Genomic DNA, 16303 nt, shown 5'->3' with positions numbered 1-16303 from the left:
CATTCAAATTTAGGAAATCAAAATGGCATTCGATAAAGACGCATTCCTGGCGGCCCTCGACACCATGTCCGTGCTGGAACTGAACGAACTGGTCAAGGCTGTTGAAGAAAAATTCGGCGTGTCCGCCGCAGCGATGGCTGCTCCGGCCGCTGGTGGCGGTGTTGCCGCTGCAGCAGCTGAAGAGCAAACCGAATTCACCGTCATGCTGGTTGCAGCTGGCGACAAGAAGGTTGAAGTCATCAAGGTTGTTCGCGCTGCGACCGGCTTGGGCCTGAAGGAAGCCAAGGACGTCGTCGATGGCGCTCCGAAGGCTGTCAAGGAAGGTATTGCCAAGGCTGATGCCGAAGCACTGAAGAAGCAACTGGAAGAGGCTGGCGCAAAGGTCGAGATCAAGTAATCTCGCTTTTCGCACGCAGGGTTGGTGGCTACGGCCGCCAGCCCTTTTGTCGTTTTGTGGCATCTCCGTGAAAGCGCGAAGATGCAAGATTTTCAGTGGCCAGAATACAGCACTGACCTAGCGGAATCCCCCGCCCTCAACGCTGTCTTGTGTCCTCTGTTTCTGGACTCTTGACCCGGAGCTTCCATGGCGTACTCCTACACCGAGAAAAAACGCATCCGTAAAAGCTTTGCCAAGCGCGCAGCTGTTCTGGATGTTCCCTTCCTGTTGGCAACCCAACTGGAGTCTTACACCTCGTTTTTGCAAGCGGACGTGCCGCCCCAGTCGCGGCGCAATGATGGCTTGCAAGCAGCTTTTACCTCAATATTCCCGATCAGCTCACACTCTGGCAACGCCAGGCTGGAGTTCGTCCATTTCATTCTCGGCGAGCCGGCATTTGACGTGAAAGAATGTCAGCAGCGTGGCTTGACGTTTGCTTCGCCCCTGCGTGCCCGCGTGCGTTTGGTCATCATGGACCGTGAAGCGCCGAAGGAGACCATCAAGGAAGTGAAGGAACAGGAAGTGTATATGGGCGAAATTCCGCTCATGACCACTACCGGTTCCTTCGTCATCAATGGCACTGAGCGCGTTATCGTGTCGCAGTTGCATCGCTCCCCCGGCGTGTTCTTCGAGCACGATCGTGGCAAAACTCATAGCTCTGGCAAGCTGCTATTTTCTGCTCGTATCATTCCTTACCGTGGCTCATGGTTGGACTTGGAATTTGACCCCAAGGATCTCCTGTTCTTCCGCGTCGACCGTCGTCGCAAGATGCCGGTGACCATTTTGCTCAAAGCCATCGGCATGAGCAATGAAGAAATCCTGGCGACTTTCCATGATTTCGAGACCTTTGAATTTTCCGGTAACGATATCCGGTTTGAAGTGGTGCCCGATCGCCTGCGTGGAGAGGTTGCACGCTTTGATATCGCGGATGCAAAGGGCAACTTGATTGTCGGAAAAGACAAGCGCATCAACGCCAAGCACGCTCGTGACATAGCTGCGGCCGGTATCACCTCTGTGGTTGTGCCCGAAGACTTTGTGTTGGGCCGTGCATTGGCTCATGACGTTGTTGATCCCGAAACAGGGGAGGTTCTGTCTCGGGCAAATGACGAGTTGACCGAAGACCTGATTGCCAAGTTGTCGACAGCTGGAGTCAAGAGTTTCAAGACCCTTTACATCAACGATCTGGATCGCGGTGGTTATATTTCACAGACGTTGCGCGCGGACGAGACGCTGGATCAGTGGCAGGCACGCGTGGCGATTTATCGCATGATGCGCCCGGGCGAGCCGCCCACCGAAGACGCGGTTGAGTCGCTGTTCAATAGCCTGTTCTATTCTGAAGATCGTTACGATCTCTCGGCTGTCGGCCGCATGAAGTTCAACCGTCGCGCCTACCCGGAAAAAATCGACGATAAGTCTCCGGAGTGGATCAAACGCTTCTACGCCAAGGTCGGCCCGCAGGGCGAAGAGGGCTCTGGCGTATTGGCCAACGACGATATTCTGGCTGTGATCGGGGTTCTGCTTGAACTGCGCAATGGCCGTGGCGAAATCGACGATATCGATCATTTGGGTAATCGTCGTGTGCGTTGCGTTGGCGAGTTGGCTGAGAACCAGTTCCGTGCTGGTCTGGTGCGTGTTGAGCGCGCTGTCAAGGAACGCTTGGGCCAAGCCGAAAGCGACAACTTGATGCCGCACGACCTGATCAATGCCAAGCCAATTTCGGCAGCGATCAAGGAGTTCTTCGGCTCCTCGCAACTGTCGCAGTTCATGGACCAGACCAATCCGTTGTCCGAAATCACCCACAAGCGCCGCGTGTCGGCTCTTGGACCGGGCGGTTTGACGCGTGAGCGTGCCGGCTTTGAAGTGCGCGATGTGCACCCGACTCACTATGGCCGTGTGTGCCCGATCGAAACGCCGGAAGGCCCGAACATCGGCCTGATCAACTCGCTGGCAGTGTATGGCACGACCAACCGCCACGGCTTCCTCGAGACGCCGTATCGCCGCGTGATCGACAACAAGGTGACCGACCAGATCGATTACCTGTCGGCCATCGAAGAAGGTCAGTACATCATCGCTCAGGCGAATGCCCAAATGGGTGAAGATGGCAGCCTCGAAGGCGAGCTGGTTTCCGCTCGTTACAAGGGTGAAGCCATGCTGGTCGAACCGGGCCAGGTTCAGTACATGGATGTGTCGCCGTCGCAGATTGTGTCGGTCGCTGCTTCGCTGATTCCGTTTCTTGAGCACGACGATGCAAACCGCGCATTGATGGGCGCCAACATGCAACGTCAGGCCGTGCCTTGCCTGCGTCCGGAAAAGCCGCTGGTCGGCACCGGTATCGAGCGTACTGTGGCGGTTGACTCGGGTACGACCGTGCAGGCGTTGCGTGGCGGTGTGGTGGATTACATCGACGCCAACCGCGTGGTGATTCGCGTCAATGACGACGAAACCGTGCCGGGCGAAGTCGGTGTCGATATCTACAACCTGATCAAGTACACCCGTTCCAATCAGAACACCAACATCAACCAGCGTCCGATCGTTAAGATCGGTGATCGTCTGGCCAAGGGTGACGTGATTGCTGACGGCGCATCGACTGACTTGGGCGAACTCGCTCTGGGCCAGAACATGTTGGTCGCCTTCATGACTTGGAACGGCTACAACTTCGAAGATTCGATTCTGATCTCCGAACGCGTGGTGGCCGACGACCGCTTCACTTCGATCCACATCGAAGAGCTGACGGTGGTGGCGCGTGATACCAAGCTGGGGGCAGAGGACATCACCCGCGATATCGCTTCGCTGGGCGAAGCCCAACTGGGGCGTCTGGATGAAGCCGGTATCGTGTACATCGGCGCAGAAGTCGAAGCCGGTGATGTACTGGTCGGCAAGGTAACGCCCAAGGGCGAAACCCAGCTGACGCCGGAAGAGAAGCTGCTGCGTGCGATCTTCGGTGAGAAGGCTTCCGACGTGAAGGACACCTCGCTGCGCGTGCCGTCCGGCATGAACGGTACGGTCATCGACGTGCAGGTGTTCACCCGCGAAGGCATTGAGCGTGACAAACGCGCCCAGTCCATTATCGACGACATGCTCAAGAGCTTCCGTCTCGACTTGGCTGATCAAATGCGTATCGTGGAACGCGACACCTTTGAGCGTATCGAGCGCCTGATCGTGGGTCAGACTGCCAATGGAGGTCCGAAGAAGCTGGCCAAGGGCAGCAAGATAACCAAGGAATACCTTGCCGAGATCGAGCCTTACAACCGCTTTGACATTCGCATGGCCGACGACGCCGTGGCTGTTCAGCTGGAACAGCTGCGTGAAGGTCTGGAAAAGACCCGCAAGGACTTCGATCTCGCATTCGAAGCCAAGCGCAAGAAGCTGACCCAAGGCGACGAGTTGCCCCCGGGTGTGCAGAAGATGGTCAAGGTCTATCTGGCGGTGAAGCGTCGCTTGCAGCCGGGTGACAAGATGGCTGGTCGTCACGGTAACAAGGGTGTGGTCTCCAAGATTCTGCCCGTCGAAGACATGCCGTACATGGAAGATGGCACCTCCGTTGATATCGTGCTGAACCCGCTGGGCGTACCTTCACGGATGAACATCGGACAGATTCTCGAAACCCACTTGGGCTGGGCCGCCAAGGGCTTGGGCAACAAGATCGACGCGATGCTGCGTGCTCAGGCTACTGCCAAGGAAGTACGTGGGCTGCTGGATGAGATCTACAACGGTAGCGGCAAGCCCGAGAGCCTGGGTGAGCTGAATGACGCCGAGGTCTTTGATCTTGCGAGCAACCTGCGCAAGGGCGTGCCTTTCGCAACCCCCGTTTTCGACGGTGCTGCAGAAGAGGACATCGTTGGCATGCTCAAGCTGGCTGGCATGGATGTTGGTGGTCAAGTGACCCTGTTCGATGGCCGCAACGGCGAAGCTTTCGAACGCAAAGTGACGGTAGGCTACAAGCATGTCCTGAAGCTGCACCACTTGGTCGATGACAAGATGCACGCCCGTTCGACCGGTCCGTACTCGCTGGTGACTCAGCAGCCGTTGGGCGGTAAGGCGCAGTTCGGTGGTCAGCGTTTCGGTGAAATGGAAGTGTGGGCACTGGAAGCTTACGGCGCTGCTTACACGCTGCAGGAAATGCTCACCGTGAAGTCCGATGACGTGACCGGTCGTACCAAAGTGTACGAAAACATCGTCAAGGGCGAGCACAAGATTGATGCCGGCATGCCGGAATCCTTCAATGTGCTGGTGAAGGAAATCCGTTCGCTGGCGATCGATATCGATCTCGAGCGCTACTGAACCGCGACTGGAATGGAGTAAAGATAGATGAAAAGCCTGCTCGCTGACCTGTTCAAGCAAAGCCTGCCCAACGAAGAAGAGTTCGATGCAATTACCATCGGACTCGCTTCGCCGGACAAGATCCGTTCTTGGTCCTACGGTGAAGTCAAGAAGCCTGAGACCATCAACTACCGTACCTTCAAGCCGGAGCGCGACGGCCTGTTCTGTGCCAAGATTTTCGGCCCGGTGAAGGATTACGAGTGTCTGTGCGGCAAGTACAAGCGCCTCAAGCATCGTGGCGTGATCTGCGAGAAGTGTGGCGTTGAAGTCACGCTCTCCAAGGTTCGTCGTGAGCGCATGGGCCACATCGAGCTGGCCTCGGTGGTTGCCCACATCTGGTTCCTGAAGAGCCTGCCGAGTCGTCTCGGCATGGTGCTCGACATGACCCTGCGCGATATCGAACGCGTGCTGTATTTCGAAGCCTTCGTGGTGGTCGAGCCGGGGATGACTCCGCTGACCCGTGGCCAACTGCTCACCGAAGACGACTTCCTCGCCAAGACGGAAGAATATGGTGACGAATTCGTGGCCATGATGGGCGCGGAGGGTATCCGCGGCCTGCTGCGCAACATCGATATCTACAAGGAAATCGATCGCCTGCGCTCGGAGCTCGAGACCACTGGCTCGGAAGCCAAGATCAAGAAGATCGTCAAGCGCCTCAAGGTGCTGGAGGCCTTCACCCAGTCAGGCATCAAGCCCGACTGGATGATCATGGAGGTGCTGCCTGTGTTGCCGCCGGACCTGCGTCCGCTGGTGCCGCTGGATGGTGGTCGTTTCGCCACTTCCGATCTGAACGATCTGTATCGTCGCGTCATCAACCGTAACAACCGACTGAAGCGTCTGCTTGAGCTTAAGGCTCCTGAAATTATCGTGCGCAACGAAAAGCGCATGCTGCAGGAAGCTGTTGACTCGCTGCTCGACAACGGCCGTCGCGGCAAGGCCATGACTGGCGCCAACAAGCGTCCGCTGAAGTCCTTGGCTGACATGATCAAGGGTAAGGGCGGTCGCTTCCGTCAAAACCTGCTGGGTAAGCGCGTGGACTACTCCGGTCGTTCCGTGATTACCGTGGGTCCGCAGCTCAAGCTGCACCAGTGCGGTCTGCCCAAGCTGATGGCGCTGGAACTGTTCAAGCCCTTCATTTTCAACAAGCTGGAACTGATGGGGCTGGCCACGACCATCAAGCAAGCCAAGAAGCTCGTTGAATCGCAAGAGCCGGTGGTGTGGGATATTCTCGAAGAAGTCATTCGTGAACACCCTGTGATGCTCAACCGCGCACCGACGCTGCACCGTCTGGGTATCCAGGCTTTCGAGCCGACCCTGATCGAAGGTAAAGCCATTCAGCTGCACCCGCTGGTGTGTGCGGCGTTTAACGCCGACTTCGACGGTGACCAGATGGCCGTCCACGTGCCGCTGTCGCTGGAAGCACAGATGGAAGCCCGCACCCTGATGCTGGCCTCCAACAACGTGCTGTCGCCCGCGAATGGCGAGCCGATCATCGTCCCGTCGCAAGACGTGGTGCTGGGTCTGTACTACGCAACCCGTGCTGGCGTGAACAGCAAGGGCGAAGGCATGCTGTTTACCGATATCTCGGAAGTCAAGCGCGCCTACGAGTCTGGTCAGATTTCGCTGCACGCCAAGGTGACCGTGCGCATCCGTGAAGTCGAAGTTGATGCCGATGGTAACAAGACCGAAAAGATTACGCGCTATCACACGACTGCTGGCCGTGCATTGCTGTCAGAGATATTGCCGGCTGGTTTGCCGTTTTCGGTGATCGACAAGGCGCTCAAGAAGAAGGAAATCTCGCGTCTGATCAACACCTCGTTCCGTCGCTGTGGTCTGCGCGAAACGGTGATCTTTGCCGACCGCCTGATGCAGTTCGGTTTCCGCTTGGCCACGCGTGCCGGTATCTCGATTGCAGTGAAGGACATGCTGGTGCCGAGCACCAAGGAGTCCATCATTGCCGCATCTGAGCACGAGGTTAAGGAAATTGCCCAGCAATACGCTTCGGGTCTGGTGACCGATGGCGAGCGCTACAACAAGGTGGTGGATATCTGGGGCCGTACTGGTGACCAGGTGGCCAAGGCCATGATGGAGCAGTTGGGTCAGGAGCCGGTGGTTGATCGCGAAGGCAAGGACACCAAGCAGGAGTCTTTCAACTCGATCTACATGATGGCCGACTCGGGCGCACGGGGTTCCGCTGCGCAGATTCGTCAGCTGGCCGGCATGCGCGGCCTGATGGCCAAGCCGGACGGCTCGATTATCGAGACCCCGATTACCACCAACTTCCGCGAAGGCCTGAACGTTCTCCAGTACTTCATCTCCACTCACGGCGCTCGTAAGGGTCTGGCGGATACGGCATTGAAGACTGCGAACTCCGGTTACCTGACACGTCGTCTGGTTGACGTGACCCAGGATCTGGTCGTGATTGAAGATGATTGCGGAACGACCAGCGGCTTTGTGATGAAGGCCATGATCGAAGGCGGTGAAGTGGTCGAACCGCTGCGCGAGCGCATTCTTGGGCGTGTCGCCGCCGATGACGTAGTCAATCCGGAAAGTCAGGAAACGGTCATTTACGCAGGCAGCCTGTTGGATGAAGACGCTTGTGATCTGATTGACTCGTTGGGCATCGACGAGGTCCGAGTGCGTACGCCGCTTACGTGTGACACGCGCTACGGCTTGTGCGCAAAATGCTATGGCCGTGACTTGGGGCGTGGCAACTTGGTCAATGTTGGCGAAGCAGTGGGCGTGATCGCTGCTCAATCAATTGGCGAGCCTGGCACCCAGTTGACCATGCGGACCTTCCACGTTGGCGGCGCAGCATCCCGTTCCGCGGTAGCCAGTTCCGTAGAGGCCAAATCGGCAGGTACCGTGCGTTTTGCCGGCAACATGCGCTACGTGACGAATGCCAAGGGTGAGAAGATTGTGATCTCACGTTCGGCTGAAGTTGTTGTGGCAGATGATGCCGGTCGTGAGCGCGAGCGTCACAAACTGACCTACGGTGGTACGCTGTTGGTCGACGATGGCAAGTCTGTCAAGGCTGGTACGCAGCTGGCTGTGTGGGACCCGCATACTCGTCCGATCATCACCGAATATTCCGGCACCATCAAATTCGAAAACGTCGAAGAAGGCGCGACGGTTGCCAAACAGATTGACGAAGTTACCGGCTTGTCGACCTTGGTGGTTATCGACGCCAAGCGCCGCAGTTCCAGTAATACGAAGGGTGTTCGCCCTCAGGTCAAGCTGCTGAATGCCGTCGGTGAAGAGGTCAAGATTGCCGGTACAGACCATGCTGTGACCATTACTTTCCAGGTCGGTTCGCTGATTACAGTGAAGGATGGGCAGGAGGTGTCGGTGGGGGATGTGCTGGCCAAGATTCCGCAAGAGTCAGCCAAAACCCGTGATATTACCGGGGGTCTGCCGCGCGTTGCCGAGCTGTTTGAAGCTCGCGCTCCGAAAGACGCGGGCATGCTGGCGGAGGTCACCGGGACCTTGTCATTCGGTAAGGATACGAAAGGCAAGCAGCGACTGGTTATTACCGAACCGGACGGTCAAGTGCACGAGTTCCTGATTCCGAAGGACAAGCATGTGCTGGTGCATGATGGTCAGGTTGTGCAACGTGGCGAACTGATCGTCGATGGTCCGGCTGATCCGCATGACATCCTGCGGCTGCAAGGGGTTGAGGCGCTGGCCCGTTATATCATTGACGAAGTCCAAGACGTGTACCGTTTGCAGGGCGTGAAAATCAATGACAAGCATATTGAAGTGATTGTTCGGCAGATGTTGCGTCGAGTGGTTATCAATGATCCCGGCAATAGCAAGTTCATCCGCGAAGAGCAGGTCGAACGTTCGGAATTCCTGGATGAAAATGACAAGATCAACGCAGAGGGCAAGTTGCCCGCTACGTTCGAGTACATGCTGCTGGGCATTACCAAGGCATCTCTGTCTACCGATTCGTTCATTTCAGCGGCCTCCTTCCAGGAAACTACGCGTGTTCTGACCGAAGCTGCGATCATGGGCAAAAAGGATGAGTTGCGTGGCTTGAAAGAAAACGTCATTGTTGGACGTTTGATCCCGGCGGGTACCGGTTTGGCTTATCACCGGACTCGTCGTGCTCAATCTGCCGGCCTTGATTTCGGTGGGCCGATCCTGGGCGGTACGGAAGAAGTTGTGACGGCAGTGGAAGGCGATTCGCCCGAGGCTGCTTGACGTGGATTGCGGGAGTCGCATATACTCCCGCGTCTTTAGGAGGGCCGGCTTGTTGCTGGCCCGAACTGTTTGATCGCGGCCCGTGCCAGGAGTGTCCTGGCTGGTGGTGAGATCCGAGGAAATGTAATGCCAACCATTAATCAACTCGTTCGCAAGGGCCGTGAGGCTCAAGTGACGAAAAGCAAGGTGCCTGCGCTGGATGCTTGTCCGCAAAAGCGTGGCGTGTGTACCCGTGTTTACACCACGACTCCGAAGAAGCCAAACTCGGCGCTTCGTAAGGTCGCCAAGGTGCGTCTGACCAACGGGTTTGAGGTCATTTCTTACATCGGCGGCGAAGGTCACAACCTGCAGGAGCACTCGGTTGTGCTGATCCGCGGCGGTCGTGTAAAGGATTTGCCGGGTGTGCGTTATCACATCGTGCGCGGTTCGCTTGACCTGCAAGGCGTCAAGGATCGCAAGCAATCCCGCTCCAAGTACGGCGCCAAGCGCCCGAAGAAATCCTGATCACTGACGAAAGGAGATAGACATGCCCCGTCGTCGCGAAGTACCGAAGCGTGAAATTTTGCCGGACCCGAAATTCGGTTCGCAGGATGTTTCAAAGTTCATTAACGTCATCATGGATAGTGGCAAGAAGTCAGTTGCCGAAGGTATCGTGTATGGCGCGTTTTCCAATATTTCCACCAAATCTGGCAAGGACCCACTGGAGGTCTTTATGGCCGCTGTTGCGAATGTGAAGCCTGTGGTTGAGGTGAAGAGCCGTCGCGTTGGTGGTGCAAACTATCAGGTTCCGGTTGAGGTTCGGCCGAGTCGGCGCATGGCTTTGTCGATGCGCTGGCTGCGCGAGGCTGCTCGCAAGCGTTCCGAGAAGACCATGGCTCAGCGTCTGGCTGGCGAGTTGCTCGAGGCTTCCGAAGGTCGTGGTGCTGCAATGAAGAAGCGCGACGAAGTCCATCGTATGGCGGACGCCAATAAGGCGTTCTCGCACTTCAGGTTCTGATCTTAAGTGTTACAGACGTAGGTCGGGCCCTGAAAAGGGCTCGATTTATTTTAATCAGCGTCTGAAATGCTTTGAATATTCTGTTTTTTCACCCCGATTCAACTTAAAAAGGCTGAAACCGTGGCACGCACTACCCCCATCGAGAGATATCGCAATATCGGTATCTCGGCACACATTGACGCCGGCAAGACTACCACCACCGAGCGAATCCTTTTCTACACCGGTGTTAATCACAAGATCGGTGAAGTGCATGATGGCGCGGCCACCATGGACTGGATGGAGCAGGAGCAAGAGCGCGGTATTACCATTACTTCGGCGGCAACGACCTGCTTCTGGAAGGGTATGGGCGGTAATTTTGCCGATCACCGGATCAACATCATCGACACCCCGGGACACGTGGACTTCACTATTGAGGTGGAGCGTTCCATGCGTGTGCTGGATGGTGCTTGTATGGTGTATTGCGCCGTGGGCGGCGTTCAGCCTCAGTCCGAAACCGTATGGCGCCAAGCCAACAAGTACAAGGTGCCGCGCCTGTCGTTCGTGAACAAGATGGATCGCACTGGCGCCAACTTCTTCAAGGTCTACGATCAGTTGCGCACCCGCCTGAACGCCAATCCGGTTCCTGTGGTGTTGCCGATTGGTGCTGAAGAGAACTTCACTGGCGTCATCGATCTGATCAAGATGAAAGCCATCATCTGGGATGAGGCGAGCCAAGGGACCAAGTTCAGCTACGAAGACATTCCTGCGGACATGGCTGCTTCTGCTGCCGAATGGCGCGAGAAGATGGTTGAGGCGGCGGCCGAATCGTCTGAAGCCATGATGGACAAGTACCTCGAGTCGGGTGATCTGTCTGAAGAAGACATCATCAAGGGCTTGCGTGACCGTACGATCGCCTGCGAAATTCAGCCGATGCTGTGTGGCACTGCCTTCAAGAACAAGGGTGTGCAGCGCATGCTGGATGCTGTGATCGAATTTATGCCGTCGCCGGTAGACATCCCGCCAGTCAAGGGCGTTGACGACGACGAGAAGGAAACCGAGCGGCGTGCTTCGGATGACGAAAAGTTCTCCGCTCTGGCATTCAAACTGATGACCGACAAGTATGTTGGTCAGCTGACCTTTATTCGTGTGTATTCGGGTGTGCTGAAGTCTGGCGATACCGTGTACAACCCGATCAAGGGCAAGAAAGAGCGTATCGGCCGTCTGGTGCAGATGCACGCCAACGATCGCAAGGAAATTGATGAAGTTCGCGCTGGCGACATCGCCGCCGCGATCGGTCTGTCTTCGGTGACGACGGGTGAAACCCTGTGTCCGCCGGACAGCATCGTGACGCTTGAGCGCATGGTGTTCCCGGATCCGGTGATTCACGTTGCCGTGGAGCCGAAAACCAAGGGCGACCAGGAAAAAATGGGTATTGCTCTGGGCCGTCTGGCTCAGGAGGATCCTTCCTTCCGTGTGCGTACCGATGAAGAGTCCGGTCAGACCATCATTTCCGGGATGGGCGAGCTCCACCTGGAGATTCTGGTTGATCGCATGAAGCGCGAGTTCGGTGTGGAAGCCAACGTCGGTGCGCCGCAAGTGGCCTATCGTGAAACCATTCGCAAGGTTGTCGAAGACGCGGAAGGCAAGTTCGTCAAGCAGTCCGGTGGCCGCGGCCAGTATGGTCACGTTGTACTCAAGATTGAGCCGAACGAGCCGGGCAAGGGCTTCACATTCGTGGATGCAATCAAGGGCGGTGTTGTGCCTCGCGAATTTATTCCGGCAGTTGAAAAGGGGCTGATCGACAGTATTCCGAACGGTGTTTTGGCTGGCTTCCCCGTTGTGGATGTGAAGTGCACGCTGCACTTTGGTTCCTACCACGACGTGGACTCAAACGAAAACGCGTTCAAAATGGCCGCTTCGATGGCCTTCAAGGAAGGTTGTCGCCGTGCCAGCCCGGTCATCCTCGAGCCGATGATGGCTGTGGAAGTGGAAACTCCGGAAGACTTCATGGGCAACATCATGGGCGATCTTTCGGGTCGTCGCGGTATCGTGCTGGGTATGGAAGATCTGCCTGGTCAGATCAAGGCGATCAAGGCCGAAGTGCCGCTGGCAGAGATGTTCGGCTATTCGACCACTATGCGTTCGCTGTCGCAGGGGCGTGCTACCTACTCCATGGAGTTCAAGCACTACACCGAAGCGCCGAAGAACGTCGCTGACGCCATCATCAACAAGAAGTAATCCCTAATTCAGATCCAAGGAGCTAGAAATGGCAAAGGAAAAGTTTGAACGTACGAAGCCGCACGTAAACGTGGGCACGATTGGTCACGTTGACCATGGCAAGACCACGCTGACGGCAGCTATCACCACGGTGCTGGCATCCAAGTTTGGCGGTGCAGCCAAGGCGTATGACCAGATTGATGCGGCGCCGGAAGAAAAGGCTCGCGGTATTACGATCAATACAGCACACGTCGAATACGAGACAGCCAATCGTCACTACGCTCACGTTGATTGCCCGGGTCACGCCGACTACGTCAAGAACATGATTACCGGTGCTGCCCAGATGGACGGCGCCATTCTGGTCTGTTCGGCTGCTGACGGCCCCATGCCCCAGACGCGCGAGCACATCCTGCTGGCTCGTCAGGTCGGCGTGCCTTACATCATCGTGTTCCTGAACAAATGCGACATGGTGGATGATGCCGAGCTGCTCGAACTCGTCGAAATGGAAGTGCGCGAACTGCTTTCCAAGTACGACTTCCCGGGTGATGACGTGCCAATCGTCAAGGGTTCCGCACTGAAGGCGCTGGAAGGCGACAAGGGCGAGCTGGGCGAAGTGGCTATCATGGCCCTGGCTGAGGCACTGGACTCCTATATCCCGACGCCTGAGCGCGCCATCGACAAGCCCTTCCTGCTGCCGATCGAAGACGTATTCTCGATCTCGGGTCGTGGCACGGTGGTGACCGGTCGCGTTGAGCGCGGCATCGTCAAGGTCGGCGAAGAAATCGAAATCGTCGGCATCAAGGATACGGTCAAGACCATCTGTACCGGTGTTGAAATGTTCCGCAAGCTGCTCGACCAAGGTCAGGCGGGCGACAACGTCGGCGTGCTGCTGCGCGGCACCAAGCGTGAAGACGTTGAGCGCGGTCAGGTGCTGTGCAAGCCGGGCTCCATCAAGCCGCATACCCACTTCACCGGTGAAGTGTATGTGCTGAGCAAGGACGAAGGTGGTCGTCACACCCCGTTCTTCAACAACTACCGTCCCCAGTTCTACTTCCGTACCACGGACGTGACGGGCGCCATCTCCCTGCCGGAAGGCACCGAAATGGTCATGCCGGGTGACAACATCCAGATGACCGTCAAGCTGATCGCTCCGATCGCCATGGAAGAAGGTCTGCGCTTCGCAATTCGCGAAGGTGGCCGTACCGTTGGCGCCGGCGTGGTGGCCAAGATCATCGAGTAATACTCGTGTAAATGCGGCACATCCTTCGGGGTGTGCCGTTTTGTTCTTTGTGCTCTTTAGGAATCAAAATGGCAAACCAAAAAATCCGTATTCGTCTGAAGGCCTTTGACTATCGCTTGATCGATCAGTCGGCTCAGGAAATTGTTGAAACTGCCAAGCGCACGGGCGCCGTGGTGCGTGGTCCGGTGCCGATGCCGACCAAGATCGAGCGGTTCAACATTCTGCGTTCGCCTCACGTTAACAAGACGTCACGCGACCAGTTCGAAATCCGTACCCATCTGCGCCTGATGGACATCATTGATCCGACTGATAAAACAGTCGATGCATTGATGAAGCTGGATCTGCCGGCAGGTGTGGACGTCGAAATCAAGCTGCAGTAACCCTGCGCTTGCATAGTCTTGTTGTTTCAGGCTAGAATCTCGCGCTTCGCGTTTTGAGCGCGAGGTTTGTCAGTTGCGACATCAATTGCGACCCGGTCAATCGAAACCGGGTCATAGGAGAAAAACATGAGTCTAGGCCTTGTAGGTCGCAAGGTCGGCATGACTCGCATCTTTGCTGAGGACGGTGCTTCCGTTCCGGTTACGGTGCTTGACGTGTCGAACAATCGAGTGGCCCAGATCAAGACGGCTGATGTGGACGGTTATTCCGCCATTCAGGTCGCTTTTGGTCAGCGGCGTGCCAGTCGCGTAAGTAAGGCTCTTGCTGGTCATATGGCCAAAGCAGGGGCCGAGGCCGGTAGCGTGATGCGCGAGTTTCGCATCGGTGCCGAGCAACTCACCAGCTACAAGGCTGGTGATGTGATCAGTGTTGAGATTTTTGCTGTCGGGCAAAAGGTCGATGTGACCGGAACCTCGATTGGTAAGGGTTTTGCTGGCGCGATCAAGCGTCACAACTTCAGCTCTCAGCGCGCTTCCCACGGCAACTCTGTTAGCCATAACGCTCCTGGTTCCATTGGTATGGCCCAGGATCCCGGCCGTGTTTTTCCGGGTAAGCGCATGGCGGGGCATCTGGGTGCGGTCAAGTCGACCGTTCAGAATCTCGAGGTTGTGCGTGTGGATGTTGAGCGTGGTCTGCTCCTCATCAAGGGTGCAGTGCCGGGTCATGATGGTGGCGACGTAATTGTGCGTCCTGCTGTCAAGGCTAACTGATCGGGGGCGTCATGGAACTCAAGCTGATTAATGATCAGGGTCAGGCGTCCGCAACTATTCAAGCTTCCGATGCTCTTTTCGGTCGCGAGTACAGCGAAGCGCTCATCCATCAATTGGTGGTGGCCTATCAAGCGAATGGCCGTTCAGGCAATCGCGCGCAAAAGGATCGTGGTGAAGTCAAGCACTCCACCAAGAAGCCTTTCCGTCAAAAAGGTACGGGTAATGCTCGTGCCGGTATGACTTCTTCGCCGCTGTGGCGTGGGGGTGGTCGGATTTTTCCGAATCGTCCTGATGAGAATTTCTCCCAGAAGGTGAATCGCAAGCAGTTTCGTGCGGGTATCGCATCGATCCTGTCGCAACTGGTTCGCGAAGATCGTCTGGTTGTGGTTGAGAGCGTGGCTCTTGATGCTCCCAAGACCCGTCTTCTGGCTCAGAAGCTCAAGGGTTTTGGTGCTGAGTCCGCGTTGGTAATCACCGATGCAATGGATGAAAACCTGTGGCTTTCGTCGCGCAACCTGCACAACGTTCTGGTGCTGGAAGCTCACGAGGCTGATCCGGTGTCGCTGGTGCGCTATCCGCGCGTCATCATGACCCGTGCGGCAGTCGCGAAGATCGAGGAGATGTGGCAATGAGCTATAGCCAGGAACGGCTCCTGCAGGTGCTGCTCGCCCCGCAGATTTCCGAAAAAGCGACCCAGGTTGCTGAAAAGAATGAGCAAGTGGTTTTTCGTGTTGCATCAGATGCGACCAAGCCGGAAGTGAAAGCTGCTGTGGAGATGCTTTTCAAGGTTCAGGTGGATTCTGTCCAGATCCTGAACGTGAAGGGCAAAGTTAAGCGCTTTGGCCGTTCGACAGGTCAGCGTAAGGGCTGGAAAAAGGCGTTCGTCTGCCTGAAGCCGGGTCAAGAGATCAACTTCGTTGAGGGAGGGGCCGCATAATGTTGGTTAAAGTTAAACCTACCTCTGCGGGTCGTCGCGGCCTTGTCAAGGTGGTCAATCCGAACCTTCACAAGGGCAAGCCGTTTGCTGGCCTGGTGGAGAGTCAATCGAAGCATGCTGGCCGTAATACTGATGGCCGCATTACCGTGCGTCATCAGGGTGGTGGTCATAAGCAGCACTACCGCATGATTGATTTCAAGCGCAACAAGGATGGCATCATCGCCAAAGTTGAGCGCATTGAATACGATCCGAATCGCACCGCAAATATCGCGTTGTTGTGTTATGCCGACGGCGAGCGTCGCTACATCATTGCCCCGAAGGGCTTGGTTGTTGGTCAGGAAATCCTGAGTGGCTCCGAGGCTCCGATCAAGTCGGGCAATGCGTTGCCGATTCGCAACATTCCCGTGGGTAGCACGATTCACTGTGTCGAAATGCTGCCGGGCAAGGGTGCTCAGTTGGCTCGCGCTGCCGGTACTTCGGTTCAGCTGCTGGCTCGCGAAGGCATTTATGCCCAGTTGCGCCTGCGGTCCGGTGAAATTCGCCGTGTGCACATTGAGTGCCGCGCGACCATCGGCGAAGTTGGCAACGAAGAGAACAATCTGCGCAAGATCGGCAAGGCCGGTGCTCAGCGTTGGCGTGGTATTCGCCCGACAGTTCGCGGTACGGTGATGAACCCGGTGGATCACCCGCATGGTGGTGGTGAAGGCAAGACTGGCGAAGGCCGTGTGCCTGTCAGTCCGTGGGGTCAGCCGGCCAAGGGCTATCGTACGCGTAGTAACAAGCGTACTGACAGCATGATCGTTCAGCGTCGTCACAAGCGATAAGA

Annotated in this window: 12 protein-coding genes; all 12 read left to right on the top strand. The window is 56.5% G+C overall.

Annotation, left to right across the window (positions count from 1 at the left end):
- Nucleotides 1–22: 22 nt before the first annotated feature.
- Nucleotides 23–397, top strand: a complete 375-nt coding sequence (gene rplL / locus Q9Q94_RS01995) for a 50S ribosomal protein L7/L12 (RefSeq protein WP_305978345.1) — start codon at nucleotides 23–25, stop codon at nucleotides 395–397.
- Nucleotides 398–583: 186 nt separating this feature from the next.
- Nucleotides 584–4717: a DNA-directed RNA polymerase subunit beta gene (gene rpoB, locus Q9Q94_RS01990; RefSeq protein WP_305978344.1), complete on the top strand. Its 4134-nt coding sequence runs from the start codon at nucleotides 584–586 to the stop codon at nucleotides 4715–4717.
- Between the two features lie 27 nt (nucleotides 4718–4744).
- The gene (rpoC, locus tag Q9Q94_RS01985) at nucleotides 4745–8959 is read left to right on the top strand and encodes a DNA-directed RNA polymerase subunit beta' (RefSeq protein ID WP_305978343.1); all 4215 of its coding nucleotides are present in this window, start codon (nucleotides 4745–4747) and stop codon (nucleotides 8957–8959) included.
- Between the two features lie 126 nt (nucleotides 8960–9085).
- A complete protein-coding gene (rpsL, locus tag Q9Q94_RS01980) occupies nucleotides 9086–9463 on the top strand; it encodes a 30S ribosomal protein S12 (protein WP_305978342.1) in 378 nt (125 codons plus the stop codon).
- A gap of 22 nt (nucleotides 9464–9485) precedes the next feature.
- Nucleotides 9486–9956, top strand: a complete 471-nt coding sequence (gene rpsG, locus Q9Q94_RS01975) for a 30S ribosomal protein S7 (RefSeq protein ID WP_305978341.1) — start codon at nucleotides 9486–9488, stop codon at nucleotides 9954–9956.
- A 120-nt stretch (nucleotides 9957–10076) separates the two neighbouring features.
- Complete coding sequence (gene fusA, locus Q9Q94_RS01970; RefSeq protein WP_305978340.1) at nucleotides 10077–12173, top strand: elongation factor G; 2097 nt, start codon at nucleotides 10077–10079, stop codon at nucleotides 12171–12173.
- A gap of 28 nt (nucleotides 12174–12201) precedes the next feature.
- Entirely contained in the window at nucleotides 12202–13392 is a 1191-nt protein-coding gene (tuf, locus tag Q9Q94_RS01965) for an elongation factor Tu (protein ID WP_305978339.1), read from the top strand.
- 68 nt (nucleotides 13393–13460) lie between these two features.
- On the top strand, nucleotides 13461–13772 hold the full coding sequence (rpsJ, locus tag Q9Q94_RS01960; RefSeq protein WP_305978338.1) for a 30S ribosomal protein S10: 312 nt from the start codon (nucleotides 13461–13463) through the stop codon (nucleotides 13770–13772).
- Nucleotides 13773–13898: 126 nt separating this feature from the next.
- On the top strand, nucleotides 13899–14540 hold the full coding sequence (rplC, locus tag Q9Q94_RS01955) for a 50S ribosomal protein L3 (protein ID WP_305978337.1): 642 nt from the start codon (nucleotides 13899–13901) through the stop codon (nucleotides 14538–14540).
- Between the two features lie 11 nt (nucleotides 14541–14551).
- Complete coding sequence (gene rplD / locus Q9Q94_RS01950; RefSeq protein WP_305978336.1) at nucleotides 14552–15172, top strand: 50S ribosomal protein L4; 621 nt, start codon at nucleotides 14552–14554, stop codon at nucleotides 15170–15172.
- Nucleotides 15169–15477 carry a 50S ribosomal protein L23 gene (gene rplW / locus Q9Q94_RS01945; RefSeq protein WP_305978335.1) on the top strand — a complete coding sequence of 103 codons (309 nt, stop codon included), beginning with the start codon at nucleotides 15169–15171 and terminating at the stop codon, nucleotides 15475–15477. The genes rplD and rplW overlap by 4 nt, the downstream gene beginning before the upstream one ends.
- On the top strand, nucleotides 15474–16301 hold the full coding sequence (rplB, locus tag Q9Q94_RS01940; RefSeq protein WP_305979466.1) for a 50S ribosomal protein L2: 828 nt from the start codon (nucleotides 15474–15476) through the stop codon (nucleotides 16299–16301). The genes rplW and rplB overlap by 4 nt, the downstream gene beginning before the upstream one ends.
- Nucleotides 16302–16303 lie beyond the last annotated feature (2 nt).

Origin of the sequence: Uliginosibacterium sp. 31-16, from assembly GCF_030730865.1 — a bacterium.
Taxonomy (GTDB): Bacteria; Pseudomonadota; Gammaproteobacteria; order Burkholderiales; family Rhodocyclaceae; genus Uliginosibacterium.
This window is presented reverse-complemented; position numbering and strand designations above follow the sequence as displayed.